Source organism: Microbacterium saccharophilum (assembly GCF_007992455.1).
GTDB lineage: Bacteria > Actinomycetota > Actinomycetes > Actinomycetales > Microbacteriaceae > Microbacterium > Microbacterium saccharophilum.
Genome location: NZ_BKAH01000016.1, coordinates 1 through 25,216 on the forward strand (window position 1 = coordinate 1; position 25,216 = coordinate 25,216).

27 protein-coding genes are annotated in these 25,216 nt (G+C 71.0%); 11 read left to right on the top strand and 16 right to left on the bottom strand.

All coding sequences use genetic code 11. The features are described from left to right. Positions 1-211: methyltransferase (locus MSA03_RS12695; protein ID WP_147051272.1), on the top strand; the 211-nt coding region annotated here is incomplete at its 5' end. Here the strand turns inward: MSA03_RS12695 and MSA03_RS12700 are convergent. The 6 genes from MSA03_RS12700 to MSA03_RS12725 form a co-directional block, all read right to left on the bottom strand. Then, positions 189-608 carry a DoxX family protein gene (locus MSA03_RS12700; protein ID WP_147051273.1) on the bottom strand — a complete coding sequence of 140 codons (420 nt, stop codon included), beginning with the start codon at positions 606-608 and terminating at the stop codon, positions 189-191. The two genes, MSA03_RS12695 and MSA03_RS12700, sit on opposite strands and share 23 nt — an antisense overlap. 113 nt (positions 609-721) lie before the next feature. Further along, the gene (locus MSA03_RS12705; protein ID WP_218028820.1) at positions 722-1,735 is read right to left on the bottom strand and encodes a patatin-like phospholipase family protein; all 1,014 of its coding nucleotides are present in this window, start codon (positions 1,733-1,735) and stop codon (positions 722-724) included. Between the two features lie 67 nt (positions 1,736-1,802). Further along, entirely contained in the window at positions 1,803-2,270 is a 468-nt protein-coding gene (locus MSA03_RS12710) for a DUF3817 domain-containing protein (protein ID WP_147051275.1), read from the bottom strand. 21 nt (positions 2,271-2,291) lie between these two features. Continuing rightward, on the bottom strand, positions 2,292-2,702 hold the full coding sequence (locus MSA03_RS12715; protein WP_147051276.1) for a MarR family winged helix-turn-helix transcriptional regulator: 411 nt from the start codon (positions 2,700-2,702) through the stop codon (positions 2,292-2,294). 152 nt (positions 2,703-2,854) lie between these two features. Further along, positions 2,855-4,048, bottom strand: coding sequence for an NADH:flavin oxidoreductase (locus MSA03_RS12720; RefSeq protein WP_147051277.1), 1,194 nt, complete (start codon positions 4,046-4,048; stop codon positions 2,855-2,857). Then, on the bottom strand, positions 4,045-4,641 hold the full coding sequence (locus tag MSA03_RS12725; protein WP_218028821.1) for a TetR family transcriptional regulator: 597 nt from the start codon (positions 4,639-4,641) through the stop codon (positions 4,045-4,047). The genes MSA03_RS12720 and MSA03_RS12725 overlap by 4 nt, the downstream gene beginning before the upstream one ends. Positions 4,642-4,774: 133 nt before the next feature. On the opposite strand from MSA03_RS12725, the gene MSA03_RS12730 reads away from it, so the two are divergent. Then, positions 4,775-5,629 carry an SDR family oxidoreductase gene (locus MSA03_RS12730; RefSeq protein WP_147051278.1) on the top strand — a complete coding sequence of 285 codons (855 nt, stop codon included), beginning with the start codon at positions 4,775-4,777 and terminating at the stop codon, positions 5,627-5,629. Positions 5,630-5,804: 175 nt separating this feature from the next. Here the strand turns inward: MSA03_RS12730 and nrdF are convergent, their stop codons facing one another. From nrdF to nrdH, 4 genes are read right to left on the bottom strand one after another with little or no spacing between them, the layout of a single operon-like run. Further along, positions 5,805-6,782 carry a class 1b ribonucleoside-diphosphate reductase subunit beta gene (gene nrdF / locus MSA03_RS12735; protein ID WP_147051279.1) on the bottom strand — a complete coding sequence of 326 codons (978 nt, stop codon included), beginning with the start codon at positions 6,780-6,782 and terminating at the stop codon, positions 5,805-5,807. Between the two features lie 19 nt (positions 6,783-6,801). Then, positions 6,802-8,958 (bottom strand): class 1b ribonucleoside-diphosphate reductase subunit alpha, encoded by a 2,157-nt coding sequence (gene nrdE / locus MSA03_RS12740; RefSeq protein ID WP_147051280.1) that lies wholly within the window; start codon positions 8,956-8,958, stop codon positions 6,802-6,804. Next, on the bottom strand, positions 8,940-9,377 hold the full coding sequence (gene nrdI / locus MSA03_RS12745; protein ID WP_028495103.1) for a class Ib ribonucleoside-diphosphate reductase assembly flavoprotein NrdI: 438 nt from the start codon (positions 9,375-9,377) through the stop codon (positions 8,940-8,942). The genes nrdE and nrdI overlap by 19 nt, the downstream gene beginning before the upstream one ends. Positions 9,378-9,381: 4 nt before the next feature. After that, positions 9,382-9,615 carry a glutaredoxin-like protein NrdH gene (nrdH, locus tag MSA03_RS12750; protein ID WP_028495102.1) on the bottom strand — a complete coding sequence of 78 codons (234 nt, stop codon included), beginning with the start codon at positions 9,613-9,615 and terminating at the stop codon, positions 9,382-9,384. A 347-nt stretch (positions 9,616-9,962) separates the two neighbouring features. Between nrdH and MSA03_RS12755 the strand changes: the two genes are divergently transcribed. Next, on the top strand, positions 9,963-11,168 hold the full coding sequence (locus MSA03_RS12755; protein WP_147051281.1) for an MFS transporter: 1,206 nt from the start codon (positions 9,963-9,965) through the stop codon (positions 11,166-11,168). A 21-nt stretch (positions 11,169-11,189) separates the two neighbouring features. On the opposite strand, the gene MSA03_RS12760 is transcribed toward MSA03_RS12755, so the two are convergent. Beyond that, the gene (locus tag MSA03_RS12760) at positions 11,190-11,594 is read right to left on the bottom strand and encodes a pilus assembly protein CpaE (RefSeq protein WP_147051282.1); all 405 of its coding nucleotides are present in this window, start codon (positions 11,592-11,594) and stop codon (positions 11,190-11,192) included. Positions 11,595-11,648: 54 nt separating this feature from the next. Between MSA03_RS12760 and MSA03_RS12765 the strand changes: the two genes are divergently transcribed. Further along, entirely contained in the window at positions 11,649-12,827 is a 1,179-nt protein-coding gene (locus MSA03_RS12765) for an acyl-CoA dehydrogenase family protein (RefSeq protein WP_147051283.1), read from the top strand. A 1-nt stretch (position 12,828) separates the two neighbouring features. On the opposite strand, the gene MSA03_RS12770 is transcribed toward MSA03_RS12765, so the two are convergent. After that, positions 12,829-13,101 (bottom strand): metal-sensitive transcriptional regulator, encoded by a 273-nt coding sequence (locus MSA03_RS12770; RefSeq protein WP_028495098.1) that lies wholly within the window; start codon positions 13,099-13,101, stop codon positions 12,829-12,831. A 34-nt stretch (positions 13,102-13,135) separates the two neighbouring features. Here MSA03_RS12770 and MSA03_RS12775 point away from each other — a divergent pair, with 34 nt between their 5' ends. From MSA03_RS12775 to MSA03_RS12790, 4 genes are read left to right on the top strand one after another with little or no spacing between them, the layout of a single operon-like run. Next, positions 13,136-14,407 (top strand): DUF445 domain-containing protein, encoded by a 1,272-nt coding sequence (locus tag MSA03_RS12775; RefSeq protein ID WP_147051284.1) that lies wholly within the window; start codon positions 13,136-13,138, stop codon positions 14,405-14,407. Between the two features lie 32 nt (positions 14,408-14,439). Beyond that, positions 14,440-14,787, top strand: a complete 348-nt coding sequence (locus MSA03_RS12780; RefSeq protein ID WP_147051285.1) for a gamma-glutamylcyclotransferase — start codon at positions 14,440-14,442, stop codon at positions 14,785-14,787. Then, entirely contained in the window at positions 14,784-15,701 is a 918-nt protein-coding gene (locus MSA03_RS12785) for an agmatinase family protein (protein WP_170245506.1), read from the top strand. Before MSA03_RS12780 ends, MSA03_RS12785 begins: the two co-directional genes overlap by 4 nt. After that, on the top strand, positions 15,698-16,168 hold the full coding sequence (locus tag MSA03_RS12790; RefSeq protein ID WP_147051286.1) for a SixA phosphatase family protein: 471 nt from the start codon (positions 15,698-15,700) through the stop codon (positions 16,166-16,168). Before MSA03_RS12785 ends, MSA03_RS12790 begins: the two co-directional genes overlap by 4 nt. Positions 16,169-16,191: 23 nt before the next feature. Here the strand turns inward: MSA03_RS12790 and hutI are convergent, their stop codons facing one another. From hutI to hutH, 3 genes are read right to left on the bottom strand one after another with little or no spacing between them, the layout of a single operon-like run. Beyond that, positions 16,192-17,385: an imidazolonepropionase gene (gene hutI, locus MSA03_RS12795; protein WP_147051287.1), complete on the bottom strand. Its 1,194-nt coding sequence runs from the start codon at positions 17,383-17,385 to the stop codon at positions 16,192-16,194. Then, positions 17,382-19,040 (bottom strand): urocanate hydratase, encoded by a 1,659-nt coding sequence (gene hutU, locus MSA03_RS12800; RefSeq protein WP_371863105.1) that lies wholly within the window; start codon positions 19,038-19,040, stop codon positions 17,382-17,384. The genes hutI and hutU overlap by 4 nt, the downstream gene beginning before the upstream one ends. A gap of 17 nt (positions 19,041-19,057) precedes the next feature. Beyond that, positions 19,058-20,644 (bottom strand): histidine ammonia-lyase, encoded by a 1,587-nt coding sequence (gene hutH, locus MSA03_RS12805; protein ID WP_147051289.1) that lies wholly within the window; start codon positions 20,642-20,644, stop codon positions 19,058-19,060. 124 nt (positions 20,645-20,768) lie between these two features. On the opposite strand from hutH, the gene MSA03_RS12810 reads away from it, so the two are divergent. Further along, positions 20,769-21,512, top strand: coding sequence for an IclR family transcriptional regulator (locus MSA03_RS12810; protein ID WP_244946426.1), 744 nt, complete (start codon positions 20,769-20,771; stop codon positions 21,510-21,512). A 115-nt stretch (positions 21,513-21,627) separates the two neighbouring features. Here the strand turns inward: MSA03_RS12810 and MSA03_RS12815 are convergent, their stop codons facing one another. Beyond that, the gene (locus MSA03_RS12815) at positions 21,628-22,653 is read right to left on the bottom strand and encodes a LacI family DNA-binding transcriptional regulator (protein WP_147051291.1); all 1,026 of its coding nucleotides are present in this window, start codon (positions 22,651-22,653) and stop codon (positions 21,628-21,630) included. 168 nt (positions 22,654-22,821) lie between these two features. Here MSA03_RS12815 and MSA03_RS12820 point away from each other — a divergent pair, with 168 nt between their 5' ends. Together MSA03_RS12820 and MSA03_RS12825 are read left to right on the top strand one after the other, a co-directional pair. Next, positions 22,822-24,084, top strand: a complete 1,263-nt coding sequence (locus tag MSA03_RS12820) for a sugar ABC transporter substrate-binding protein (protein WP_147051292.1) — start codon at positions 22,822-22,824, stop codon at positions 24,082-24,084. A 5-nt stretch (positions 24,085-24,089) separates the two neighbouring features. Beyond that, the gene (locus MSA03_RS12825; protein WP_147051293.1) at positions 24,090-25,205 is read left to right on the top strand and encodes a carbohydrate ABC transporter permease; all 1,116 of its coding nucleotides are present in this window, start codon (positions 24,090-24,092) and stop codon (positions 25,203-25,205) included. Positions 25,206-25,216: the final 11 nt, after the last annotated feature.

Consider the following 25,216-nt stretch of genomic DNA (forward strand, 5'->3'; position numbering starts at 1 on the left):
CCCGCCGTTCCACAGCGGCTCCGCCGTCACCGACCGGCTCGCGCCGCGGCTTTTCGCCGACGCGGCCCGCGTGCTCCGCCCCGGCGGTCAGCTGTGGTGCGTCTGGAACTCACCGCTGCGGTACCGCCCCGTCCTGGAGCGGATCGTCGGGCCGACGCGGCAGGTCGCGCGCGACCCGAAGTTCACGGTCACCGTGTCGACGCGCCGCTGAGCGTCCCCGCCGTCCCCGGCTGCCCTGCCCACACCGCCCACGCGACGAGGACCGGCTGCAGGAAGAGGCGCACAAGGCGTCGGCGCTCGGTGTCGAGACCGGGCGCGGACGCGCCCGTCCGCCACTGGTGCACGTTTCCGGGGAACACCGCGACGAAGAAGGCGGCGACCGCGAGGCCGACCCGCGTGCGCTCGCGAGGCAGCAGCACGAACGCGAGCCCCAGCATGATCTCCACGACACCGGAGACGACGACGATCGTGTCCTTGTCCGTGCGGAGGAGCGCGGTCGCCCAGTCCGGCACGGCGATGCGGAACCCGCGGCGCAGGGTCGTGAGATGCCCGACACCCGCCGCGACGAGGAGGGCGGCGAGCAGCCAGCGGGCGACGGCGCGGATCATCCTCACACGCTAGTCGGCGCGCAGGACCGGTGGGCCGGCGCAACGGCGGAGATCGTGACGGGATGCCGTGGATCACGGCATCCGGAGCCGCCGCCGGCCCACGAAATCCGCCGTCAGGCTTCGACGTCGCCGAGCCCGGTGAGCATGCCGGCGCGGTCGAAGGTCTCGGCAGCCAGCCGGCGGCCGAGTTCGATCTGCTCCTCCGCGAGGTGGAAGTCCATCGTGCCAACGGAGTCGTTCGGGACGACGACGAGCGCATCCGTCGGGAAGGCGGCCAGCTGGTAGCGCTGCACGATCGACCGCAGCACATCCAGCGACTGGGTGGCCACGTCGGATGCGCGCAGCCCGGTCGGCAGCTCCTCGAACAGCTCGGCCACCGAGGTGCCGGAACTCTCGGTGCGCTGCTGCTGGGGGCGTGCGGCCATGCGTGCGGCGATGGAACGCATGGGCTCCGCCTCCATCAGCTTGCCCATCCGCGTGCGGAGCCGGTCCGACCAGACCGCGGCGTCCTCCTCCTCGTCGGAGGAGGTGTGGACCGGGAGGCCCTTGCCGCGCTGGGTGACGGTTCCGTGCCCGTCGAGGGTGACGGCGACGGTCAGGTCCGCGCCGGAGGAGGCGAGCACGCTCACCGGCACCTGGTTGGCGACGCCGCCGTCCACGAGCAGGCGGCCGTTGAGCGCGATCGGCGGCAGCATGCCGGGGATGGCGATCGACGCGCGGAGCGCCGTGTCGATCGGGCCGGAGTCGAACCACACCTCGCGGCGGGCCCACAGATCGGTGGCGACGGCGGTGAAGGCGATCGGCAGGTCCTCGATCCGCCGCACCCCGATGATCTCGCTGACCCGCGCGAGGACCCGCCCCAACCTGATCGCGCTCGACCCGGAGAAGTTGGGATCGACCAGCTTGACCACGTCGCTGCGCCGGCGCAGGCCCCGCACCCATTCGCTGTACTCCGGCAGGTGGCCGGAGGCGAACAGGGCGCCGATGACCGCGCCCATGGACGTGCCGGAGATCTGGACGACGTCGTAGTCCCGGGCCGTCAGCTCCTCCAGGACACCGATGTGCGCATAGCCCCGGGCTCCCCCGCCGCCGAGCGCGATCGCCACCTTCCTGCGTTCCGTACTCACGACCCCCATCGTAGGGAACACCGCGTGCCCCCACCGGGGCTGCGGCGCACGCACGGCCGCGCGCACGTCAGTCGCTGTGCGGCACCGGGGGTCCGATCAGGACGAGCACGACGTAGACCACCACGATGGCCGCGACGAGGAGCACTGCCAGCACCCACGGCCGGCGCAGGAACCACCGCATCGGCCCGTCGTACCAGCGCCGGTCCGCGGGGTCGCTCGCCTCCTCGATCCGCCAGGCGCCTTCCAGCATCCCGCGGCGGTGCAGCCAGCGCTCGACCGGCACCGTCGCGTATGGGATGACGGCGGAGCCGACGGCGAGGATGCCGACGCCGAGCCGCCACCGGTTGTTCAGCGCCACGAGGATCGCCGTCGCACCGTAGGACAGGAAGACGAACCCGTGGATACCGCCGCCGATCGTCACCGCGAGCGCCCACCCGAGGGTGGCGCGCAGGATCAGACCGGTGATGAGGATCGTCCACGACACCATCTCGGCGATCGCGAGGACACGGAACAGCCGGGCGGGAGTGTGGAACACCCCTTCAGCCTAGGTGAAGGATCACACCATCCCGGCCCGGATGCCGTCGAGCGACGTCGCCACCCCCGGCAGGTTCTGCGCAAGGGCGCCATCGAGGGCCGCCAGGCGGGCGCGCGCCTCCTGCAGGACGCGTGCGCCCTTCTCCGTGACGGTGAGATCGGATGCTGCGCCGGCGTGCGCCATGGCATCGGCGACGAGCCCCTCGTCCACGAGCGTGCGGACGGCGGTATGGGCGGACTGGACCGTGATGTGCGAGCGGCGGGCGAGTTCGGAGAAGGAGATCCCGGGCTCCGCGCCGATGTGACCGAGCAGCCCGAACTTGCGTGTCGAGATGCCGAGGTCACGGAGAGCGGAGGCGAGCTGGCCCTCCCACATCGCCGACACCGCGATCAGGGCGATCACGGGGCTGAAGCGGGGACTCTCGTCGGTCATGACCTTATGGTAACGATGCGCCCGCGCTCGTGGCGGATGCGTTGCGGCGTGACAAACGCCTGGACCGACCTCTCGTCGGCCGACGCTCCCGTCGTTGCGTCACGAGCGCGGTAGCGGAGGTGCTCACCACCGGGGCTCCGGCGACCGTTCGCCTAGCGGGAGACCCTCTCGGCACCCGCCGCCAGCGGGCAGCGCGTCCCCGTGAAGATGCTCTCGGCGCAGAGATTGCAGTGGATACAGGCAGAGCGCGCCGCCGCGTCGCGGCCGATGCGATTGATGAGGTCGGGCTCGCGCAGCAGCGCGCGCGCCATCGCGACGTACTCGAACCCGTCGCGCATCGCCGCCTGCATCGCGACGAGATCGGTGATGCCGCCCAGCAGGACAAGCGGCATCGACAGCGCCTCGCGGAATTGGCGGGCGTAGTCGAGGAAGTACATCGGCTCGTACGGGTACTTCTGGAAGACCGCCCAGCCGAACATCTTCATCCCGAGCCGGATGATCGGCTTCTGGGTAGCGGCCATCTCTGCCAGGGGGATGTCGCCGCGGAAGAGGTACATCGGATTGAGAAGCGATGAGCCGCCGGTCAGCTCGAGAGCATCCAGATGGCCGTCCGCTTCCACCATCCGGGCGAAGGCGAGCGATTCGTCCAGCCACAGCCCGCCGGCGACGCCGTCCGCCATGTTCGTCTTGGCCAGCACGGCGATCTGGCCGTCGGCAGCCTCGCGGACCGCTTCGAGGATCATGCGGGGAAAGCGGGCGCGGTTCTGGAGCGACCCGCCCCATTCGTCCTTGCGACGGTTGATGTTGGGACTCAGGAAGGAGCTCGCGAGGTAGTTGTGCCCCACGTGCACCTCGACGGCGTCGAAGCCGACATCGATCGCGTAGCGCGTCGCTTCCGCGTGCTGCCGGACGATGCGACGGATGTCGTCGACGCTCGCTTTGCGGTCGACTCCCATGGCGAGCGCATTGGGCCGCATCGACGGCGCCAAGGACGGGAGGCCGGTCGACCGTGAATTGGCGACCGGGCCGGCATGGCCGATCTGCGCGGAGACCTTGGCACCCGTCGCGTGCACGGCATCCGTCAGCCGCCGCAGCCCCGGCAGGGCCTCGGGCCGCCAGTACACCTGGCCACGCTCCGTACGCCCTTCGGGGGCGACGGCCAGATACGCCACTGTCGTCATGCCGGCGCCACCCTCGCCGACACGGACGTGAAAGTCGATCAAGCGATCGCTCACGAGGGCGTCGGGGGTGACACCCTCGAACGTCGCCGACTTGATGACGCGGTTGCGCAGGGTCACGGGCCCCAAGCGGGCGAGGGCGAGCGGGTCGGGTGTGTGACTGGTCATTCCGGTTCCTCCTGGATTCTCGGTGTGCTCCCGTCGTCGGTGACCGAGCCGTGCACGTCAAGCCATCGGAGCGTTCGGTCGACGGCAAGATCGGGTGCGCCGACCGCCCCCGCCGAGGCCCAGTCAGCGAGAGCTGCGAAGGCTGCGGCCTGGTAGGCGGCGGCGAGGGCATGGCTGATCGCTGCCGGCGCCGACGGGTTTCGGAGCGCGATGAATCTCGCAATCGCGCCGGCCCACGGCGCATAGGCGCGCGGCGCGACCACCATGAGCTCGGGCTCGCTCGCCACGACCTCCAGCCAGCCCGGCGCAGCGCGGTAGATCTGCTCGGAGTGCGTGACCGAGGACACGATCGCCCGGCGCAGCGCCTCACCGGTCGGGATGTCGGAAGTCACGGTCTCCAGGCTCGCCTCCAGTCGTGCAGCTGCGGCCTCGACTCCCGTCCACGGGATCTCGGCGCGGCTGCCGAAATGCCGGATCAGCGTGCGCACGCTCACCCCCGTGGCCTCCGCGATGTCCTTCCATCCGGTCGTGCGGAACCCGCGCTCGCGCCACAGGGCGATCGCGGTCTCCGCGATGCGATCCGCATCGATCACGCTCGGCCGGCCACGGCTCCGCGTGCCGCTGTCACGAACGGCATCCCTGGGCATACTGCCTAGTCGATCATTTTTGTCATATAGTGTCAATAACCGAGTCAAGAGCGACCCGGCAGGACGAGGAGGCGCCGAGATGGGCGTGTACGTGGTCACTGGATCAGCGTCGGGCATGGGTGCCGCGGTCGTTGAGAAGCTGCGCTCCGCGGGGAACACCGTGATCGGCGTGGACCTCAGGTCGGCGGACGTCGTGGCAGACCTCTCCACCGCGACGGGGCGCAGGGCCGCGATCGACGGCGTGCTCGCCGCATCGGGGGGCACGCTGGACGGCGCGGTGCTCGCCGCAGGGCTGGGTCCGGCACCCGGCGCGGATCGGCCCGCACTCATCGTCGAGGTCAACTACTTCGGCGTCGTCGACCTGCTCGAGGGATGGCACGATGCGCTGGCGAGTGCCGAGCGCGCCAAGGTCGTGGTGTTCTCGTCGAACTCCACCACGACGATGCCCGCGGTCCCCGGCCGGGCGATACGCGCGATGCTGGCAGGGGACAGCGGCAAGGCGGTGAAGGCGACCAGACTGTTCGGCAAGAACGCCCCCGCGATGGCGTACGGCGCATCCAAGATCGCCGTCAGCCGCTGGGTGCGCCGTCAGGCCGTGACCGCGCGCTGGGCCGGTGCCGGCATCCGACTGAACGCCATCGCTCCCGGCGCCATCCTCACTCCCCTCCTCGAGAGGCAGCTCGCCACGCCCGATGAGGCGAAGGCCATCCGCTCGTTCCCCGTGCCGATCGGCGGGTTCGGCGTGCCCTCGCAGCTGGCCGAGTGGGTGGTGTTCATGCTGTCGGACGCGGCGGACTTCCTGTGCGGCAGCGTCGTCTTCGTCGACGGCGGGTCCGATGCATGGTTCCGCGCCGACGACTGGCCGCGCGCTGTCCCCGCCGTCCGCATACGCGGGTACCTCGCGCGGATGAAGGAGTTCGCTGCTCGCGCGTGACCTGCTGCGTTGGGCGCGCGGCGGATACGGCCGGTTGCCATGGTCACCGTGTGCGCGCCGTCGCCGGTGCCCCCGATAACCAGCCGAAGGCACACGAAAGAGGCCCGGACCCGCAGAATCCTGCGGGCCCGGGCCTTTCAGCCGCCCATCACGGGCGAAGTGTGTTCGGGAACTCCTAGAAGTCCCAGTCGTCGTCCTCGGTCGCGACGGCCTTGCCGATGACATACGAGGAGCCCGACCCGCTGAAGAAGTCGTGGTTCTCGTCCGCGTTGGGCGAGAGCGCCGACAGGATCGCCGGGTTCACGTTCGTCACCGTCGAGGGGAACATCGCCTCGTAGCCGAGGTTCATGAGCGCCTTGTTGGCGTTGTAGTGCAGGAACTTCTTGACGTCCTCGGTCAGGCCGATGCCGTCGTACAGGTCCTGCGTGTACTGCACCTCGTTGTCGTAGAGCTCGTACAGCAGCGAGAACGTGTAGTCCTTGAGGTCGTCGCGTTCCGCGGCGGTGAGCTTTTCGAGACCCTTCTGGAACTTGTAGCCGATGTAGTAGCCGTGCACGGCCTCGTCACGGATGATGAGGCGGATGATGTCGGCCGTGTTCGTCAGCTTGGCCTTGGACGACCAGTGCAGCGGCAGGTAGAACCCGGAGTAGAAGAGGAACGACTCCAGCAGGGTCGAGGCGACCTTGCGCTTGAGCGGCTCGTCGCCCCGGTAGTAGTCCATGACGATCCGAGCCTTCTTCTGCAGGTTCGGGTTCTCCACCGACCAGCGGAACGCGTCGTCGATCTCCGGCGTCGAGCACAGCGTCGAGAAGATCGACGAGTAGCTCTTGGCGTGCACCGACTCCATGAACGCGATGTTCGTGTAGACGGCCTCCTCGTGCGGGGTGATCGCATCCGGGATGAGCGAGACGGCGCCGACGGTGCCCTGGATCGTGTCCAGGAGCGTCAGGCCGGTGAACACGCGCATCGTCGTGGTCTGCTCCTCGGGGGTCAGCGTCGCCCACGACTGGACGTCGTTGGAGAGCGGCACCTTCTCGGGGAGCCAGAAGTTGTTGACGAGGCGGTTCCAGACTTCGAGGTCCTTGTCGTCCTCGATGCGGTTCCAGTTGATCGCCTGGACCGAGGTCAGGAGCTTCAGCGGTTCGGGAGTCATGTCCGTGGCTTTCTCGGGGTCAGAGCATGCAGGAGACGCACTGGTCGAGCTGCGTGCCCTCCAGCGCCATCTGCCGCAGGCGGATGTAGTAGATCGTCTTGATGCCCTTGCGCCAGGCGTAGATCTGGGCCTTGTTGATGTCGCGCGTGGTGGCGGTGTCCTTGAAGAACAGCGTCAGCGACAGACCCTGATCGACGTGCTGCGTCGCGGCGGCGTACGTGTCGATGACCTTCTCGTAGCCGACCTCGTACGCGTCCTGGTAGTACTCCAGGTTCTCGTTCGTCATGAACGGCGCCGGGTAGTAGACGCGGCCGATCTTGCCTTCCTTGCGGATCTCGATCTTCGACGCGATCGGGTGGATCGAGCTCGTCGAGTTGTTGATGTACGAGATCGAGCCGGTCGGGGGAACGGCCTGCAGGTTCTGGTTGTAGATGCCGTGCGCCTGGACGGAGGCCTTCAGCTCGCGCCAGTCGTCCTGCGTGGGGATGTGGATGCCGGCGAAGAGCTCCTTGACCTTCTCGGTCTGCGGGACCCAGGCCTGCTCGGTGTACTTGTCGAAGAACTCCCCCGACGCGTACGTGGAGTCGGCGAACCCGTCGAACGCGGTGCCGCGCTCGATCGCGAGCTGGTTGGAGGCGCGCAGGGCGTGGAACACCACGGTGTAGAAGTAGATGTTCGTGAAGTCGATGCCCTCTTCCGAGCCGTAGTGCACGTGCTCGCGGGCGAGGTAGCCGTGCAGGTTCATCTGCCCCAGGCCGATCGCGTGCGAGCGGTCGTTGCCGTCCTCGATCGAACGGACGGAGCGGATGTGGCTCTGGTCGCTGACGGCGGTGAGGGCGCGGATGCTGGTCTCCACGGTGCCGGCGAGGTCCTTGCCGTCCATCGCCAGGGCGATGTTCATCGACCCGAGGTTGCAGGAGATGTCTTTGCCGATCTCGGCGTAGGAGAGGTCCTCGTTGTAGGTCGTGGGGGTGTTGACCTGCAGGATCTCCGAGCACAGGTTGGACATGTTGATCCGGCCCTTGATCGGGTTGGCCTTGTTCACCGTGTCCTCGAACATGATGTACGGGTAGCCCGACTCGAACTGGATCTCCGCGAGGGTCTGGAAGAACTCGCGCGCGTTGATCTTGGTCTTCTTGATCCGCGCGTCATCGACCATCTCGCGGTACTTCTCGGTCACCGAGATGTCGCCGAACGGGACGCCGTAGACCTTCTCGACGTCGTACGGCGAGAAGAGGTACATGTCCTCGTCGTTGCGGGCGAGCTCGAAGGTGATGTCGGGGATGACGACACCGAGCGAGAGCGTCTTGATGCGGATCTTCTCGTCCGCGTTCTCCCGCTTCGTGTCGAGGAACCGCATGATGTCGGGGTGGTGCGCGGAGAGGTACACCGCACCGGCGCCCTGACGCGCGCCGAGCTGGTTGGCGTAGCTGAAGCTGTCTTCGAGCAGCTTCATGACGGGGATGATGCCGCTGGACTGGTTCTCGATCTGCTTGATCGGGGCGCCCGACTCGCGGATGTTGGAGAGCAGGAGCGCGACGCCGCCGCCGCGCTTGGACAGCTGCAGGGCGGAGTTGATGCCGCGGGCGATCGACTCCATGTTGTCCTCGATGCGCAGCAGGAAGCAGGAGACGAGCTCGCCGCGCTGGGCCTTGCCGGTGTTGAGGAACGTCGGCGTGGCCGGCTGGAAGCGGCCGGAGATGATCTCGTCGACGAGCTTCTCGGCGAGCTGCTGGTCGCCGTCGGCGAGGCCGAGGGCGGTCATGACGACGCGGTCCTCGAAGCGCTCGAGGTAGCGCTTGCCGTCGAAGGTCTTCAGCGTGTAGCTCGTGTAGTACTTGAACGCGCCGAGGAACGTCTCGAAGCGGAACTTCGCGGCGTACGCGCGGTCGTTGAGCTTCTGGATGAACTCGAACGGGTACTTCTCGAGCACGGCGCCCTCGTAGTACTCCTTCTCCACGAGGTAGTCCAGGCGCTCCTGGAGCGAGTGGAAGAACACCGTGTTCTGGTTGACGTGCTGCAGGAAGTACTCCCGGGCGGCGCGCTTGTCGGCGTCGAACTGGATCTTCCCGTCCTCGCCGTACAGGTTGAGCATCGCGTTGAGGGCGTGATAGTCCAGGCCTTCGAACCGGGTGTCGGTCTTGAAGGTCTTCTCGGTCAATGCAGCTTCCACCATCGTTCCAATCCGTCGCTCACGCGGTCGACGTCTTCAGGCGTGCCGAACAATTCGAGCCGGTACAGGTGCGGCACGGTGCACTTGCGGCTGATCACTTCACCGGCGAGGCAGTACGCCGCGCCGAAGTTGGTGTTGCCCGCGGAGATGACTCCGCGGATGAGGTTTCGGTTTCGCTCGTCGTTGAGGAACCGGATGACCTGCTTGGGAACGGCGCCCTTCTCCTCGCCGCGCCCCTGCCCGCCGCCGTACGTGGGGGTGACGAGCACGAACGGCTCGTCCACCACGAGAGGCGGGTCGGTGGGGTGCAGCGGGATCCGGACGGCCGGCATCCCGAGTTTCTCGATGAATCGCGCCGTGTTGCCGGAGACGCTCGAGAAGTAGACGAGCAGCGGCGCCTCGGTCGCGACGGCCGCGCTCACGGTGTCACGCCAGACGGGAGGCGAGCTCGTCGATCTTGTCGGGACGGAAGCCCGACCAGTGGCCCTCGTCGGTGACGACGACGGGCGCCTGGAGGTATCCGAGCGACTTGACGTGCTCGAGAGCCGCGGGGTCCTCGGACAGGTCGAGGACCTCGTAATCGATGCCCTTCGAGTCCAGCGCGCGGTAGGTCGCGTTGCACTGAACGCAGGACGGCTTGGTGTAGACCGTGATCGCCATGGTGACCTGTCTTCTCCCCTCAAGATCTGTGTATGCCCGGCAGTGCGCCGCCGGGAGTCCAATACTACATATGGGTGCCGACATTCGATAGCACCACAAGGGCTAGTAGTTACATCCGTGTGATTTTCCACCGCTCTCTACAGGTACAACACATGTTGTCCACCGATTCATCCACAGGATGCCGGTTGTTTTCGAACCTGGAAAAGTCCTGGAATCCGGCCCTTTCGCGGCGTCCGCCAGGATCCATCCACAGATCGCACGGTAGACCGCGCCTCCGACATCCCCAGCCTGTGGAAATCGGGTTCCGGCGTGTCGTCGGCGTGTCGCGGCGGCGGTAGCGTGGAGGGGTGGCCGGCTACCGGGATCTTCTGCGCACCCCCGGGGTCGCGCGCATCATCGCCGCCCAGCTGACCGCCCGCTTCCCGAACGGGATGACGAGCCTCGCGATCCTGCTGCATGTGGAGCAGATCACGGGGTCGTACGGCGCCGCCGGCCTGGTCCTGGCCGCCACATCGATCGGACAGGCGATCGCAGGACCGGTCACGAGCCGGTGGATGGGGATCTGGGGGATCCGCCGCGTCCTGACGCTCACGACCGCCGTGTGCGCGGCCGCCGGGCTCGTGATGGCCCTCGTCCCGCTCGAGCTGATCGGCTTCATGCTGTTCGGGTTCCTCGCGGGGCTGTCGACCCCGCCCGTGCAGTCCGCCGTCCGCACCATCTACCCGAAGCTCGTCACGTCGCGCCAGCTGACGCCGCTGTTCTCCCTGGATGCGAGCCTGCAGGAGATCATCTGGATCCTCGCGCCCGTCGTCATCACGCTCGTGGCGACGCAGGCGGGCACCGTCCCGGGACTCCTCCTCATCGTCGCGATCCTCGTCCTCGGCGGCGCGTGGTTCATCCTCTCCCCCGAGGTGGGCCGCGTCCGCATCCCGCGCAGCCGTCGCGCCTTCGGCAAGGTGCTCGGCAAGCCCACCGTGCTGCTGGCCACGGTGATCGGCTTCCTCCTCATCGGGGCGTGCTCGGCGGTGGAGGCGGGCGTCGTCGCGACCTTCGGCCACGGTGGCCTCGAGGCCGGCCTCGTCCTGGCCGTGTTCTCGGTCGGCAGCCTCGTCGGCGGCCTGAGCTTCGGGCACATCCCGATCGGCCGCTGGGCGATGGCGCGGCGGCTCATCGTCGTGACGGTGGGCCTGACGCTCACGTTCTTCTCCCTCTCGGCGTGGTGGCTCGGTGCGTCGCTGTTCGTCGCCGGGATCGGCATCGCCCCGGCCCTCGCCGTCATGTTCGCGATGACCTCGGCGAGCGTGAAGTTCAGCGAGACCGCCGAGGCCTACGGCTGGATCGGCACGGGCCAGCTCATCGGCGCCGCACTGGGCTCGGCGGCCGCCGGGTTCCTCATCGACGGGGTCGGCCCCGTCGGGGCGTACTGGGCCGGCGCCGCCCTGGCGGTCGTCGGCGTGGTCGTCGCGGTCACGTGCGTCCGCGGCTTCCCCGACCTGCGGAACCGCGACGCGAGCCCCATCCCCGACACCGAGCCCGTCCCCGTCATCACCTGACCGGCCGGCCGCCGCCCCGGTTCAGGAGATGCGGCGCAGGACGGCCAGCAGCGCGAGCGCGTACGCGTCCTCGGGCTGCGGGTGGTCGAACTCGTGCCGCTGCCCCGCGATCTGCACCTCGACGCGGTGCGTGTCGGCCAGGCGCCGCAACGCCCGGAACGCCCCGCCGAGGAGCTCTCGCAGCTGGTCCTCGCGCGGCAGCCACAGGGCGTCCTCGAGGGCGACGGAATCCAGCGCCCACTCGGTCGTGCCGTTGAAGGCGAGGATCATGCCGGTGGAGTAGTTCCGCGGCTCGATCGTCATCTCGCTGACGGTGAAGACGTCCGCCTCGAACTCCGGCTCGTCGAGCTGGAACCGGTCGCCCGAGGCCGGCCGCCAGACGAGGCCCGCTTCGCGCAGCGACACGGCCAGGTCCGTCGAGATCATGCGACCATCCTCCCCCACGGCGCCGGCACCCCGGCGCGGGAGGACAATGTTCGGGTGACCGCATCCGCATCCGCTCCCGCCTTCGCCGCCGCGACCTTCCTCCCCGACGACCTGCTCGAGCGCTTCCGCGAACGCGCGGCCCGCGTGGACCGCGACAACGTGTTCCCCGACGAGGACCTCGCCGAGCTGAAGGATGCCGGCTACCTCGCGATCCTCGTCCCGCAGGCCCTCGGCGGCGCGGGCCTGGGTCTCGCGGAGGCGTCGGTGCTGCAGCAGCGGCTCGCCGGCGCGGCGCCGGCGACCGCCCTCGCCATCAACATGCACCTCGTGTGGACGGGCGTCGCGAAGGTCCTCGCCGACCGCGGCATCGAGACGCTGCGGTTCGTGCAGGAGGGCGCCGCGGCCGGGGAGGTCTTCGCCTTCGGGATCAGCGAGGCCGGAAACGACCTCGTGCTCTTCGGCAGCGACACGGATGCCGCCCCGCAGCCGGACGGCTCCTACGCCTTCACGGGCACCAAGATCTTCACCTCGCTCGCCCCGGTGTGGACGCAGCTGGGCCTGCACGGCCTCGACACGACCTCCCCCGACGGCCCGCAGATGGTCTACGCGTTCGTGCCGCGCAGCGACGCCGTCGTCACCCGCGACGACTGGGACACCGTCGGCATGCGCGGGACGCAGTCCCGGACCACCGAGCTGCACGGGGTCGTCGCGCCCGCCGACCGCGTCGTCCGCCGTGTGGCACCGGGTCCGAACCCCGACCCGATCGTGTTCGGCATCTTCAGCGTCTTCGAGCTGCTGCTGGCCTCGGTCTACACCGGCATCGCGCGGCGCGCGATCGAGGTCGCCGTGGCGACGGCGAAGAAGCGCACGTCGAAGAAGACGGGGGCGACGTACAGCCAGGACCCCGACATCCGCTGGCGGATCGCCGAGATGGCGCTCGCGTACGACGCCCTCCCCCCGCAGCTGGCGTCGCTGAGCCGCGACGTCGACGCCCTCGCCGACCACGGCGCGCAGTGGTTCGCGCTCCTGAGCGGCATCAAGCACCGCGCCGTGACGACCGCCAAGCGGGTCGTCGACGAGGCGGTGCTGGTCGCCGGCGGCTCGTCCTACTTCAGCGGGAGCGAGCTGGGGCGCCTCTACCGCGACGTCCTGGCGGGCCTGTTCCACCCCTCCGACCCGGAGTCCGCGCACAGCACCGTCGCGGCCGCGTGGCTGGGGCCGGTCGACTCCTGAGTCAGCGACCCTCGAGGTCGTAGGCCTTCAGCAGCTCCGCGACGGCCTGGTCGCGCTGCGGGCCGCCCTCCTCGAACATGTGCGTCACGTGCGTGCGCAGGTGGTTCTCCAGGAGCATCTTGTCCAGCGACGCGAGCGCCCGCTGCGCGGCCCGCGACTGGGCGATGATGTCCATGCAGTAGTCCTCGTTCTCGATCATCTTCGCGAGCCCCCGCAGCTGCCCCTCCAGGATGCTGGTGCGGTGCATGGCGCGCTTCTTGATGTCGTCGATCACGCGGCCAGGATACGCCGCGTGCGAGGATGACGGCATGGCACGCACCTCGATCGACCTCCTGAGCCCCGCGGACCAGGAGCGTCTCCGGGGTCTGCGCTTCATGAAGGGCGTGGCCCTTGGCGCACTCGTCCTCATGGCGGTCATCTTCGTCGCGGCGTTCGCGCTCGAGGAGCAGTACCCGTGGCTGGCCTACGTCCGCGCCGCCGCGGAGGGCGGCATGGTCGGCGCGCTGGCGGACTGGTTCGCCGTGACGGCGCTGTTCCGGCATCCGCTCGGGATCCCCATCCCGCACACCGCGATCATCCCGCGCCGCAAGGACGAGATCGGCCGCACCCTCGGCGAATTCGTCGAGACCAACTTCCTCGAGGGCGGCGTCGTCCGCTCCAAGCTGGAGTCGACCAACATCGCGGCCAAGGCCGGCGAGTGGCTGAGCGAGCCCGAGCACGCCGAGACCGTCGCGGCGGAGGCGTCGACGATGGCCGCCGGCATCCTGCAGGCCCTGAGCGACGACGAGGTGCAGGACCTCATCAGCGACCTCGCGCGGGAGCACCTGCTGAGCCCGGAGTGGGGCCCGACGGTCGGCGGCTGGCTCGCCCGCGTCGTCGAGGCGGATGCGCACCGCGGGGCCGTGGACCTCGGCATCGACAGCATCTCCACGTGGCTCGAGCACAACCGCGACTCCTTCAGCGGGCTCGTCTCCCGCCGGCTCCCCTCCTGGGTGCCCTCGGTGGCGATGCGGCTCGTCGACGACACCGTCTACCACGAGGCCGTGAAGTTCGCGGCGGCCATCGGCCGCGACCCGCAGCATCCGGCCCGCAAGGCCGTCGACGGCTACCTCACCCGCCTCGCCGACAACCTGCAGCACGACCCGGAGACGATCGGTCGTCTCGAGGATGCCAAGAGCGCCGTCTTCGACAGCCCCCGGGTCCGCGCCCTCGCGGCGGAGGCCTGGCACACCGCGAAGACGGGGCTGCTCCGGTCACTCGACGATCCCGCCAGCCCCCTGCGGCGCCGCGTGGCCGCCGCGCTCGCCGAGATCGGGGCGCGCCTGGCGACCGATCCGGCTCTGCAGCGACGGGTCGATGACCGGGTCACGGATGCCGCGGTGTTCCTCGTCGACCGCTACCGCCACGACATCGCCTCGATCATCACGGACACCGTCGAGAAGTGGGATCCCGCGGAGACCACCGAGAAGATCGAGCTCATGGTCGGCCGCGACCTGCAGTACATCCGCCTCAACGGCACCTTCGTCGGCGCGCTCGCCGGGCTCGCGATCTTCGCGCTCGCGCACGCCCTGTTCGGGTAGGGATGCGCGGCCCCGCGGACTAGCCTGAGGGCATGGCCGCCGAACCGGAAGAGCTGCTGTTCAGCTACGCGGACATGCGCGATCCGCAGCTGCAGCAGGACATGTTCGGCCGCGTGCTGCCCGCCGAGCCCGACACCCTTCCCGGATACACCGCCGACTACGTCGAGATCGACGACATCCGGTTCAGCGACCGGACCGGCCGCATCGTGCACCCGCAGCTGCGTCGCACCGGCAATCCGCGGGACAAGATCGTCGGAGCGGTGCTGCGGCTCACCGTCACCGAGCTCGAGGCCGCCGACGAGTTCCAGATGGCGATGTTCCGCCGTGCCCGGGTGACGCTCGGGAGCGGCCGCGAGGCCTGGGTGTACCTGATCGCATGAGCACCCTCTCCGTGGATCCGCTCTGGCCGCGGGCCGGCGGCTGGCCCGCGCCCGACGGGCGCGTGGATGCCGTCCTGGTCGGGCTGCCGGCCTTCCGCACGTCGCTGAGCCCCACCGGCGCGCACGCGACGCCCGCGGCGGTGCGCGACGCGCTGCGGCGATACAGCCCCACGCTGCTCGGGCCGCCCCCGATCGACCTCGGCGAGGCGCTGCGCATCGCGGATGCCGGCGACGTCGCCGAGCCGGACGGCCCGGAGGGCGAGGCGGCGGTGCGATCCCGCGTGCGCGCGCTGCGCGCGGCGGCGGACCTCGTCATCGCCCTCGGGGGCGACAACTCCGTCACGTACGCGGCCGCCCAGGGCGCCGCCGCGACGGGGCTCATCACCCTCGACGCGCACTTCGACCTGCGCGACGGCGTCTCCAACGGCTCCCCCGTGCGGCGGCTCGTCGAGGACGGGCTCGACCCGCGCCGCATCGTGCAGATCGGCATCGCCGACTTCGCGAACTCCGCCGCCTACGCCCGCCGCGCCGCCGAGCTGGGGATCACCGTCATCCCCCTCGAGGATGTGCGCCGGCGGCAGGCGGCGGAGGTCATGGCCGAGGCGCTGGAGATCGCCGGCCCCGACGGTGCGGTGCACCTCGACGTCGACCTCGACGTGTGCGACCGCGCCGTCGCCCCCGGCTGCCCCGCATCGGTGCCCGGCGGGCTGCAGGCCGCCGAGCTGCGCGCGCTCGTCCGCGCCGCGGCGCGCGACCCGCGCGTCGGCAGCGCCGACATCGTCGAGGTGGACGCCACCGCCGACGCTCCGGACGGCCGCACGGTGCGCCTCGCGGCGCTCTGCGTGCTGGAACTGCTGGCCGGCCTCGCACTGCGCGAGGGCGCGGCCTCACGTGAAGGGAAGACACGACCGTGACGACACTCGTGCTCGTGCGGCATGCCAAGAGCGATTGGGGCCGACCCGACCTCGACGACCACGACCGGCCGCTCAACGACCGCGGCCGGGCGGACGCGCCGCGCATGGCCCGGCGCCTCGCGGCCACCGGCATCCGTCTCGACACGATCCTCGCGTCCACAGCGCTGCGCGCCCACACGACGGCGCAGGTCTTCGCGGCGCAGCTCGGCGCACCGCTGCGCACCGATCCAGGGCTGTACGGCGCCCCTGCGTCGGTGCTGCTGCAGACGGCGGCCGCCGAGCAGGCGAACGCTGTCATGGTCGTCGCGCACGATCCCGGGATGACGGTGCTCGCCGAGCGGCTCTCCGGCGGCGGCATCGGTCACATGCCGACGTGCGCCGTCGCGGTGTTCACGTGGGAGACGGACGACTGGGATGTCGTGACGGCGACGGATCCGGACGCGTGGGAGTTCGACAGCCCGCGCTGAGACCGCCGCGCCGGGAGTCCTGGTCAGACCGGCGCGCCGGCGACATAGACCTCCCGCACGAGCGGGACGCCCGGCCGATAGGCCAGGTGCACGCGCGTCGGCGCGTCGAGGACGACGAGGTCGGCGCGCGCGCCGGCGCCCAGGTGCCCGACGTCGCTGCGGCGCAGCGCCCGCGCACCGCCGGCGGTCGCCGCGTGCACGGCCTCGGCCGGCGTCATCCCCATCTCGCGCACCGCGAGGGCGATCATGAGCGGCATCGAGCTCGTGAAGCTCGTGCCGGGGTTGCAGTCGCTCGCGAGCGCGACCGTCACCCCGGCGTCGAGGAGCCGGCGCGCATCGGGGTACGGGTGCCGCGTGGAGAATTCGACGCCCGGCAGCAGGGTCGCCACGACCTCCGACCCCGCGAGGGCCGCGACGTCGTCGTCGGAGAGGTACGTGCAGTGATCCACGGACGCCGCGCCGGCTTCGACGGCGAGCCGGACACCGGCGCCGTAGCCGAGCTGGTTGCCGTGCAGCCGTGCGGGCAGGCCCGCGGCGGTGCCGGCGCGAAGGATGCGGCGGGTCTCCTCGGGGGTGAACGCGCCCTCTTCGCAGAACACGTCGATCCACCGCGCATGCGGCCGGACGGCGTCGAGCATCGGCCCGCACACGAGATCGAGGTACGCCTCGCGGTCGCCCGTGAACTCGGCCGGCACGACGTGCGCGCCGAGGAAGGTGACCTCGCCGGTGACCTCGGCCGCGAGCCGCGCGAGCCGCGCCTCGCCGTCCACCGTGAGGTCGTAGCCGGTCTTCACCTCGAACGTCGTCGTGCCCTGCCGGTGCAGTTCGGCGACGAACCCGGCCAGGCGCGCGCGCAGCTCGTCCTCCGTCGCGGCGCGGGTCGCCGCGACGGTGCGCCGGATGCCGCCGGCCGTATACGGCGTCCCGCTCATCCGGGCTTCGAATTCGTCGGCCCGGTCGCCGCCGAACACGAGGTGCGTGTGCGCGTCGACGAATCCGGGGATCACCGCCCGGCCGCCGACGTCGTGGACGGTGGTGTCGGCGAACGCCGCACGCGCCGCGACGGCGGCATCCGCGTCCCCCTCCGGTCCCGCCCAGGCGACGACGCCGTCGACGAGGAGCAGCGCCGCGTCGGTGATCGTCCCGGTCGGGTCGCCGGGTGCAGGCGTGTTCGTCGTCAGCTCGGCGATGCCGGTCAGCAGCAGCGCGGCGGTCATGGCATCGGCACGATCAGACCGCGCTCCCGGGCGACCTCCCGGGCCCGCTCGTAGCCGGCATCCACGTGCCGCATGACACCCGTCCCGGGGTCGTTGGTCAGCAGTCTCGCGAGCTTCTCGGCCGCGAGCGGCGTGCCGTCGGCGACGGTGACCTGCCCCGCGTGGATCGAGCGGCCGATCCCGACGCCGCCGCCGTGGTGGATCGAGACCCACGACGCGCCGGATGCCGTGTTCAGGAGCGCGTTCAGCAGCGGCCAGTCGGCGATGGCGTCCGACCCGTCCGCCATCGCCTCGGTCTCCCGGTAGGGGCTCGCCACCGACCCGGCGTCCAGGTGGTCACGGCCGATCACGATGGGGCCCGCCAGCTCGCCGGCGGCGACCATCTCGTTGAACTTCAGGCCCGCGAGGTGGCGCTCCTGGTAGCCGAGCCAGCAGATGCGCGCCGGGAGCCCCTCGAAGTGCACCTTCTCGGCAGCCTTGTCGAGCCAGCGGACGAGACCGGCGTTGTCGGGGAAGAGCGCCTTGATGGCCTCGTCGGTCTTGCGGATGTCCTCGGGGTCGCCGGAGAGCGCGACCCAGCGGAAGGGCCCCCGGCCTTCGGCGAACTGCGGACGGATGTACGCCGGCACGAACCCGGGGAACGCGAAGGCGCGGTCGAACCCGCCGAGCTGCGCCTCCGCGCGGATGGAGTTGCCGTAGTCGAAGACGGCGGCGCCGGCGTCCTGGAAGCCGACCATCGCGGCGACGTGCTTCGCCATCGATCCGCGGGCGCGCGCGGTGAATCCCTCCGGGTCACGCGCCGCCTCGGCCTTCCATTCCTCGAACGGAATGCCCACCGGGAGGTAGGCGAGCGGGTCGTGCGCGCTCGTCTGGTCGGTGACGATGTCGACGGGCGTGCCGCGCAGCAGCAGCTCCGGGAAGACGAGCGCCGCGTTGCCGACGACGCCGATCGAACGGGCCGCGCCGGATTCCTTCGCCGCGACGGCGCGGGCGACCGCGGTGTCGAGGTCAGGAGCGACCTCGTCGAGGTAGCCGTGCGCGACGCGGCGCTGCAGGCGCGACGCGTCGACGTCGACGATGAGCACGGCGCCCTCGTTCATCGTGACGGCCAGAGGCTGCGCACCGCCCATCCCGCCGGCGCCGCCGGTCAGGGTCAGGGTGCCGGCGAGCGACTCCCGGCCGAGCGAGCGGGCGACGGCCGCGAACGTCTCGTACGTGCCCTGCAGGATGCCCTGCGTGCCGATATAGATCCACGAGCCCGCCGTCATCTGCCCGTACATCGTGAGGCCGAGCGCCTCCAGGCGCCGGAACTCCGGCCACGTGGCCCAGTCGCCGACGAGGTTCGCGTTGGCGATGAGCACGCGGGGCGCCCACTCGTGCGTGCGGAAGACGCCGACGGGCTTGCCGGACTGGACCAGCAGGGTCTCATCCGGCTCGAGCTCGTCCAGGGTGCGGACGATCGCGTCGTACGCCTCCCACGACCGCGCCGCCTTGCCGGTGCCGCCGTAGACGACGAGGTCCTCCGGATGCTCGGCGACCTCGGGGTCGAGGTTGTTCATGAGCATGCGCTTGGCGGCTTCGGCACCCCAGCTCTTCGCGGTGCGCTCGGCGCCGCGCGCGGCGCGCACCGGCCCCCGCTCGTGGCCTGCGGTCATGGCATCCCCCTGTGTCGTCATCGTGCGGTGGGCTCCGCCTGAGCCGCGTCGGCGGCCGCGCGCGCGATCCGGCCGGAGAGCACGAGCTCGGTCACGGCCTCGATCTCCGGCGAAACGAACCGGTCCGGGCCGGGACCGTCCACGACGGTGCGGACGAGGGCGCGCACGGCGCCGGTCACGGCGCCCGGCCGGAGCGGTGCACGCAGGTCGAGGGCGCGGCATCCCGTCACGATCTCGATCGCGAGGACGCGCGCGAGCCCGTCGACGGCGCGGCGGAGCTTCCGCGCCGCGGCCCATCCCATCGAGACGTGGTCCTCCTGCATCGCGGAGGATGGGATCGAATCGACGGATGCCGGGACGGCGAGCCGCTTGAGCTCCGAGACGATGCCCGCGGCGGCATACTGCGCGATCATGAGCCCGGAGTCGACGCCCGCCTCGTCGGCGAGGAACGGCGGCAGGCCGTGGCTGCGGGTGCGGTCCAGGGCCCGGTCGGTGCGCCGCTCCGAGATCGACGCGACGTCGGCGACCGCGATCGCGAGGAAGTCGAGCACGTACCCGATCGGGGCGCCGTGGAAGTTGCCGTTGGACTCCACGCGGCCATCGTCGGTGAGCACCGGATTGTCGACGGTGGACGCCAGTTCCCGCGCGGCGATCGTCCGCGCGTGCTCGACCGTGTCCCGCGCGGCGCCGTGCACCTGCGGCGTGCAGCGGAGGGAGTACGCGTCCTGCACGCGGGTGCAGACGGCGGGGTCGCGGTGGCTCGCGACGATCGGCGACCCGGCGAGGAAGGCGCGCAGGTTCGCCGCGGACGCGGCCTGCCCGACCTGCGGGCGCAGCGCCATGAGGTCGGCGGCGAAGACGGCGTCGGTGCCCAGCTGGCTCTCGATCGACAGGGCCGCGGCGAGGTCGGCGGTGACGAGCAGCATGTCGAGGTCGTGCACGGCGAGGAGCAGCATCCCCAGCATCCCGTCGGTACCGTTGATGAGCGCGAGGCCCTCCTTCTCCTCCAGCACGAGCGGCGCGATGCCGGCGGCGGCGAGCGCGTCGCCGGCGGTCCTCGCCGTGCCGGAGGCGTCACGGACCTCACCCTCCCCCATCGCGGCCAGGGCGACGTGCGCGAGGGGCGCGAGGTCGCCGGAGCAGCCGAGCGACCCGTACTCCCGGACGATCGGGGTGATGCCGGCGTCGAGCATCGCCGCGTACGTCCGGACGACGATCGGGCGGACGCCCGTGCGGCCGGACGCGAGGGTCTGCAGGCGCAGGAGCTGCAGCGCCCGGACGACCTCCCGCTCGACCTCGGCACCCGTGCCGGCCGCGTGCGAGCGGATGAGGCTCGCCTGCAGCTGCCGGCGCCGCTCCGGCGCGATGAAGGTCGTCGCGAGCGCGCCGAAGCCCGTCGAGATGCCGTAGTGCGGCTCGGGGTCGTCGGCGAGGCGCTCAACGAGGGCGCGCGTGGCGGCGACCCGCGCGAGGGCCGCGTCGTCCACCGTGACCCGGGCGTCGTCGCGGGCGACCGCGACGACGTCGGCCGGCGTGAGCGGCGTGCCCGACCCGACGCGCACGTCGCGTCGGGTCGCGGTCTCCGAGGCGGATGCGGCGGTCATGGTCCGATTCCACCGCCGCGGCACACGCCGCGCCAGGGCGGCGTGGCATCCTGTGTCTGTGATCCCAGACACAGCGATCCCAGACACGTCGATCCCAGATACATCGCCGGCGGCCAAGCCGAAGGTGCCCGCGGCCGACCAGACGCTGCGGGTGCTCACGTTCCTGGCCCGTCAGCGCGGCCCGGTCGCGGCGCAGACCGTTGCGACCGCGCTCAGCATCCCCCGCTCGAGCGTCTACCACCTGCTGCACGCGATGGCCGGGCACGGCTACGTCGTGCACCTCGAGGCGGAGCGGCGCTGGGGTCTGGGCACGGCGGCGTTCGAGCTCGCGGGCGGGTACGCGCGGCAGGATCCGCTCGCCCGTCTCGGGCGCCCGCTCGTCGCGGGCCTCGCCGACCGCGCCGGCGAGAGCGCGCACCTCGCCGTCATGACGGGGCGCGACGTGCTCTACATCGTGGAGGAGCGGGCGCCGCGCCGCCCGGCGCTCGTGACGGATGTGGGCGTCCGGCTCCCCGCGCACCTGACGGCGACGGGCCGGGCGATGCTCGCGCTGCTGCCGGCCGGCCAGGTGCGGGCGCTGTACCCGGATGCCGCGGCCTTCGCCGACCGCACGGGCCGCGGCCCGCGGCGGCCGCGGGAGCTGCGGGAGCTCCTGCGCGCCGTGCGGGCACGCGGCGTCGCGGAGGAGGACGGCGAGGTCACGCTCGGTCTCCGCTCCGTCGGCGTCGCCGTGCGCGACCACACCGGATGGCCCGCGGCTGCGATCGCCGTCACGTGGCCCGGCGACGCCGACCGCGATGCGGCGGAGCTCGCGGGCCTCGCGGGCGACGCCGCCCGCGCGCTGGAGCGCCGCATCAGCGGCCGCTGACCCGTGCTCGGCGCACCGCACCGCCACCCAACGGCGGATTCCGTGCCCCATCCCACCGAACGGCACCGGAATCCCGGCATCCGCAGCACGATCTCCGCCGTTGAGTACAAACCCCTCAGCGCACGACGAGTCGCGGCCGCACCAGGACGTGCGCCTGCCCGGCCTCGAGGGCCCGGTTGCCGATGAGCGAGCCCCCGACCGTCAGGAGGTCGAGGGTGCCCGCGGCCACCTGCTCCGGCAGCTGCTCGATGCTCGACAGTCCCAGCGCCTCGGCCGCCGGGGTGTTGTCGAACCCGACGACGAGCAGGTCGGGCCGCTGGGCGCCGACCGCGGCGACGTGCGCCCCGACCGCCAGCGAGTCGCTGACGCAGACGATCGCGTCCACGGCATCCCGCTGCAGCAGCGCCGTCGTCGCGACCCGCGCGTCCGCGACGCTCTCCGCGACCGTGAGACGCAGCTCCCCGAGGTCGGCCTCGGAGACCCCGGCCGCCCGCATCGCCTCGCGCCAGCCCAGCTCCCGGTCATCCCCGGTGCCCGACCCCGCCGGCCAGCCCAGGAACGCGACCCGCGGTCCCGCGGCGGCCCGCGCATGCTCGGTCGCCTCGCGCGTGCCGGCGGCGCCGTCCACGTCGACCCAGAGGTGCAGCGGGTCGTCGATGTCGTCGTCGCCCCACGGGCGTCCGAACGACACGAACGGCAGGCCGCGGGCGGTGAGCCACGCGATGCGGGGGTCGCCGTACGTCGTGCCCGTGATGACGATGCCGTCGACCTCCCCACCGTCGGCGAGGTCCGTCATCCGCTGGATCTCCTCCTCCGGCGAGGCGGCGGCGTACACGAGCACCCGGAGACCGCGCTCCCCCGCCCGCTCGGTCAGCGCGTGCACGAAGCGGTCCAGCACGGCGCCGGAGATGCCGCCGGCGTACGGGTCCAGATGGATGCCGATGGTCGAGCTGCGCCGCGTCCGCAGCCGCCGCGCCGACGCGTGCGGCGCATAGCCGAGCCGCGCGATGGCGGCGCGGACGCGGTCCCGCGTGTCGGGGCGCACGATCGCCGGGCTGTTCAGCACATTGCTCACCGTCTGCCGCGACACGCTCGCGGCACGCGCGACGTCCTCGATCGTGACCGAGCGTTCGTTCGCCATGTGCGCACCACCCTTGACAGCGCCGAGAGGCCGACTTACTTTGGGCATCATTCCATAGTTTGATCGTTCAAACCCGCGATGACGCGGTGGCGTGGGAACGATCGAAGAGACGATCGGCGAGCACCGGGCGCCGACGCTCAGGAGCGGTCAGCGATCAAAGGAGATGCGATGAAGCGACACACAGCACGGACGCTGCTCGCCGCCGGGGGGATCACCCTCGTCGCGGCACTCACCCTCACCGGCTGCGGCGGATCCGGCTTCGACGAACCGGATGCCGGACCGAGCGGCGACGGCGGAGGGCTCACGTCCTCCGACGATCCCCTCTCGATCCTCATCGGGTCCAGCGGCGACGCCGAGACGACGGCCGTGAAGGATGCCGTCGCGGCATGGTCGGCGGACTCCGGCGTCGACGCGACCGTCACGGCGGCGTCGGACCTCACCCAGGAGCTCTCGCAGGGCTTCGCCGGCGGCTCCCCGCCGGATGTGTTCTACCTCGGCACGGAGTTCCTCGCGGGCTACGCCGGCAACGGCTCGGTCCTCCCCTACGGCGACATGCTGGAGAACAAGGACGACTTCTACCCGTCCCTCGTGGAGAACTTCACCTACGACGGCGAGTTCGCGTGCGCACCGAAGGACTTCTCGACCCTCCAGCTCATCATCAACAAGGGGCTGTGGGAGAAGGCGGGACTCACGGATGCCGACGTGCCGACGGACTGGGACTCCCTGGCCGCCGCGGCGAAGGCCCTGACGACGGACGGCACGACCGGCCTCGTCTTCTCCGGTGAGTACGCCCGCGTCGGCGTCTTCATGGCGCAGGCCGGGGGGCGGCTCATCTCCGAGGACGGCACCGAGGCCACCGCCGCCAGCGCAGAGAACGAGGAGGCCCTCGCCTACGTCAAGGAGCACCTCACCGACGGCACCTTCGCGTACGCAGCGGATGTCGGCGCCGGATGGGGCGGCGAGGCGTTCGGCAAGCAGCTCGGGGCCATGACGATCGAGGGCAACTGGATCACCGGCGCGCTGGGTGACTACCCCGACGTCGACGCCCTCGTCGTCGAGCTCCCCGCGGGCCCGGCCGGCCAGGGCACTCTGCAGTTCACGAACTGCTGGGGCATGGCGGCGGACAGCCCGAACCAGGAGGCGGCGCTCGACCTCATCGAGTATCTGACGACGGCGGAGCAGCAGCTCGCGTTCTCGGAGGCGTTCGGCCCGATGCCGTCCGTGCAGTCGGCGGCCGATCAGTGGCGCAGCGACAACCCCGATCTCGTCGCGTTCCTCGACGGCGCCGACTACGCGCAGGGCGTGCCGACCAACGACGGCATCTCCGACGTCATCGCCGATTTCAACGCCCAGCTGGGCACGTTGAAGGACGGCGACCCGGCGGAGATCCTCGGCTCGGTGCAGTCCAACCTCGAGGCCATCGTCGGCTGACGACGATGACCACCACCATGACGCCGGCCGCCGTGCCGGCACCTCCCCGCGGCAGGTCCCGCTTCGGCGGCATCCGCCGCGGGGAGGGCGCGGCCGGGTGGCTCTTCGTGGCCCCGGTCGTCGTCATCCTCGGGGTGTTCCTGTTCTTCCCCGTGATCATGGCGCTGTGGGTCTCCGTCTCGGACTGGTCCGGTCGCGGGAGCCCGCTGTCGCCGGAGGTCAGCTTCGTCGGCCTCGACAACTACGCCGCCATCACGACCGACGGGGGTCTGCGCACCCGCGACTTCGGCATCGCCCTGCGCAACAACGCGTGGTACGTCGTGCTCGTCGTGCCGCTGCAGACCGCCCTCTCGCTCTTCCTCGCCGTACTCGTGAGCCGCCGGATCCTCCGCAGCCGCGGGTTCTTCCGCACCGCGTTCTACTTCCCCTCCGTCACGAGCTCCGTCGCGATCACGGTCCTGTGGCTGTTCCTGTTCAGCACCACCGGCCCCATCAACGCCGTCATCGCGCGGCTCGGGGGCGACGGCCCGAACTGGTTCAACGAGCCGAAGGGCATCGTGCACGTCGGGCTCAGCGGCCTGGGCGTGACGAGCGGACCGGACGTGCTGACGCAGAACGATTTCCTCGGCCTGTCCTGGTGGGACTGGTTCGCCGGCCCGTCGGTCGCCATGACGGCGCTCATCTTCATGGCCGTCTTCACGACCAGCGGCACGTTCATGCTGCTGTTCATCGCGGCGCTGCAGAACGTCGGCTACGAGCTCACCGAGGCCGGGATGATGGACGGCGCGAGCGGCTGGCAGCGATTCTGGCGGATCACCCTCCCCCAGCTGCGGCCGACGCTGTTCACCGTCGTGACGCTGGGGCTCATCGGATGCTGGCAGGTCTTCGACCAGATCTACACCGGCACCTCCGGCGGCCCAGCCAAGACGACGGTGACCCCGGCGTACCTGTCCTTCACGTCGGCGTTCCAGAACCAGGACTGGGGAATCGGCGCGGCCATCGCCTTCATCCTGTTCCTCATCATCATCGTGTTCACGCTGTTCCAGCGCTGGGCGCTGCGCGAGCGGCCGGTCTCCCGGCGCCGCGCGGCCGTCTACCAGGCGAAGGGGGTCCGGTCGTGACCGACACCGCA

Coding starts and splice junctions, on each gene's coding strand:
- nrdF (WP_147051279.1), bottom strand. CDS start 6,782: ATGACTCCCGAACCGCTGAAGCTCCTGACCTCGGTCCAGGCGATCAAC.
- MSA03_RS12700 (WP_147051273.1), bottom strand. CDS start 608: ATGATCCGCGCCGTCGCCCGCTGGCTGCTCGCCGCCCTCCTCGTCGCG.
- MSA03_RS12760 (WP_147051282.1), bottom strand. CDS start 11,594: ATGATCTCGACGGACCTGGCCGTGTCGCTGCGCGAAGCGGGCCTCGTC.
- MSA03_RS12715 (WP_147051276.1), bottom strand. CDS start 2,702: ATGACCGACGAGAGTCCCCGCTTCAGCCCCGTGATCGCCCTGATCGCG.
- hutI (WP_147051287.1), bottom strand. CDS start 17,385: ATGACCGCCGCGCTGCTGCTGACCGGCATCGCCGAGCTGACGACGAAC.
- MSA03_RS12780 (WP_147051285.1), top strand. CDS start 14,440: ATGGCCGCCGAACCGGAAGAGCTGCTGTTCAGCTACGCGGACATGCGC.
- hutU (WP_371863105.1), bottom strand. CDS start 19,040: ATGACCGCAGGCCACGAGCGGGGGCCGGTGCGCGCCGCGCGCGGCGCC.
- nrdH (WP_028495102.1), bottom strand. CDS start 9,615: ATGGCGATCACGGTCTACACCAAGCCGTCCTGCGTTCAGTGCAACGCG.
- MSA03_RS12720 (WP_147051277.1), bottom strand. CDS start 4,048: ATGACCAGTCACACACCCGACCCGCTCGCCCTCGCCCGCTTGGGGCCC.
- MSA03_RS12785 (WP_170245506.1), top strand. CDS start 14,784: ATGAGCACCCTCTCCGTGGATCCGCTCTGGCCGCGGGCCGGCGGCTGG.
- MSA03_RS12825 (WP_147051293.1), top strand. CDS start 24,090: ATGACCACCACCATGACGCCGGCCGCCGTGCCGGCACCTCCCCGCGGC.
- MSA03_RS12775 (WP_147051284.1), top strand. CDS start 13,136: ATGGCACGCACCTCGATCGACCTCCTGAGCCCCGCGGACCAGGAGCGT.
- MSA03_RS12820 (WP_147051292.1), top strand. CDS start 22,822: ATGAAGCGACACACAGCACGGACGCTGCTCGCCGCCGGGGGGATCACC.
- nrdE (WP_147051280.1), bottom strand. CDS start 8,958: ATGGTGGAAGCTGCATTGACCGAGAAGACCTTCAAGACCGACACCCGG.
- MSA03_RS12730 (WP_147051278.1), top strand. CDS start 4,775: ATGGGCGTGTACGTGGTCACTGGATCAGCGTCGGGCATGGGTGCCGCG.
- hutH (WP_147051289.1), bottom strand. CDS start 20,644: ATGACCGCCGCATCCGCCTCGGAGACCGCGACCCGACGCGACGTGCGC.
- MSA03_RS12815 (WP_147051291.1), bottom strand. CDS start 22,653: ATGGCGAACGAACGCTCGGTCACGATCGAGGACGTCGCGCGTGCCGCG.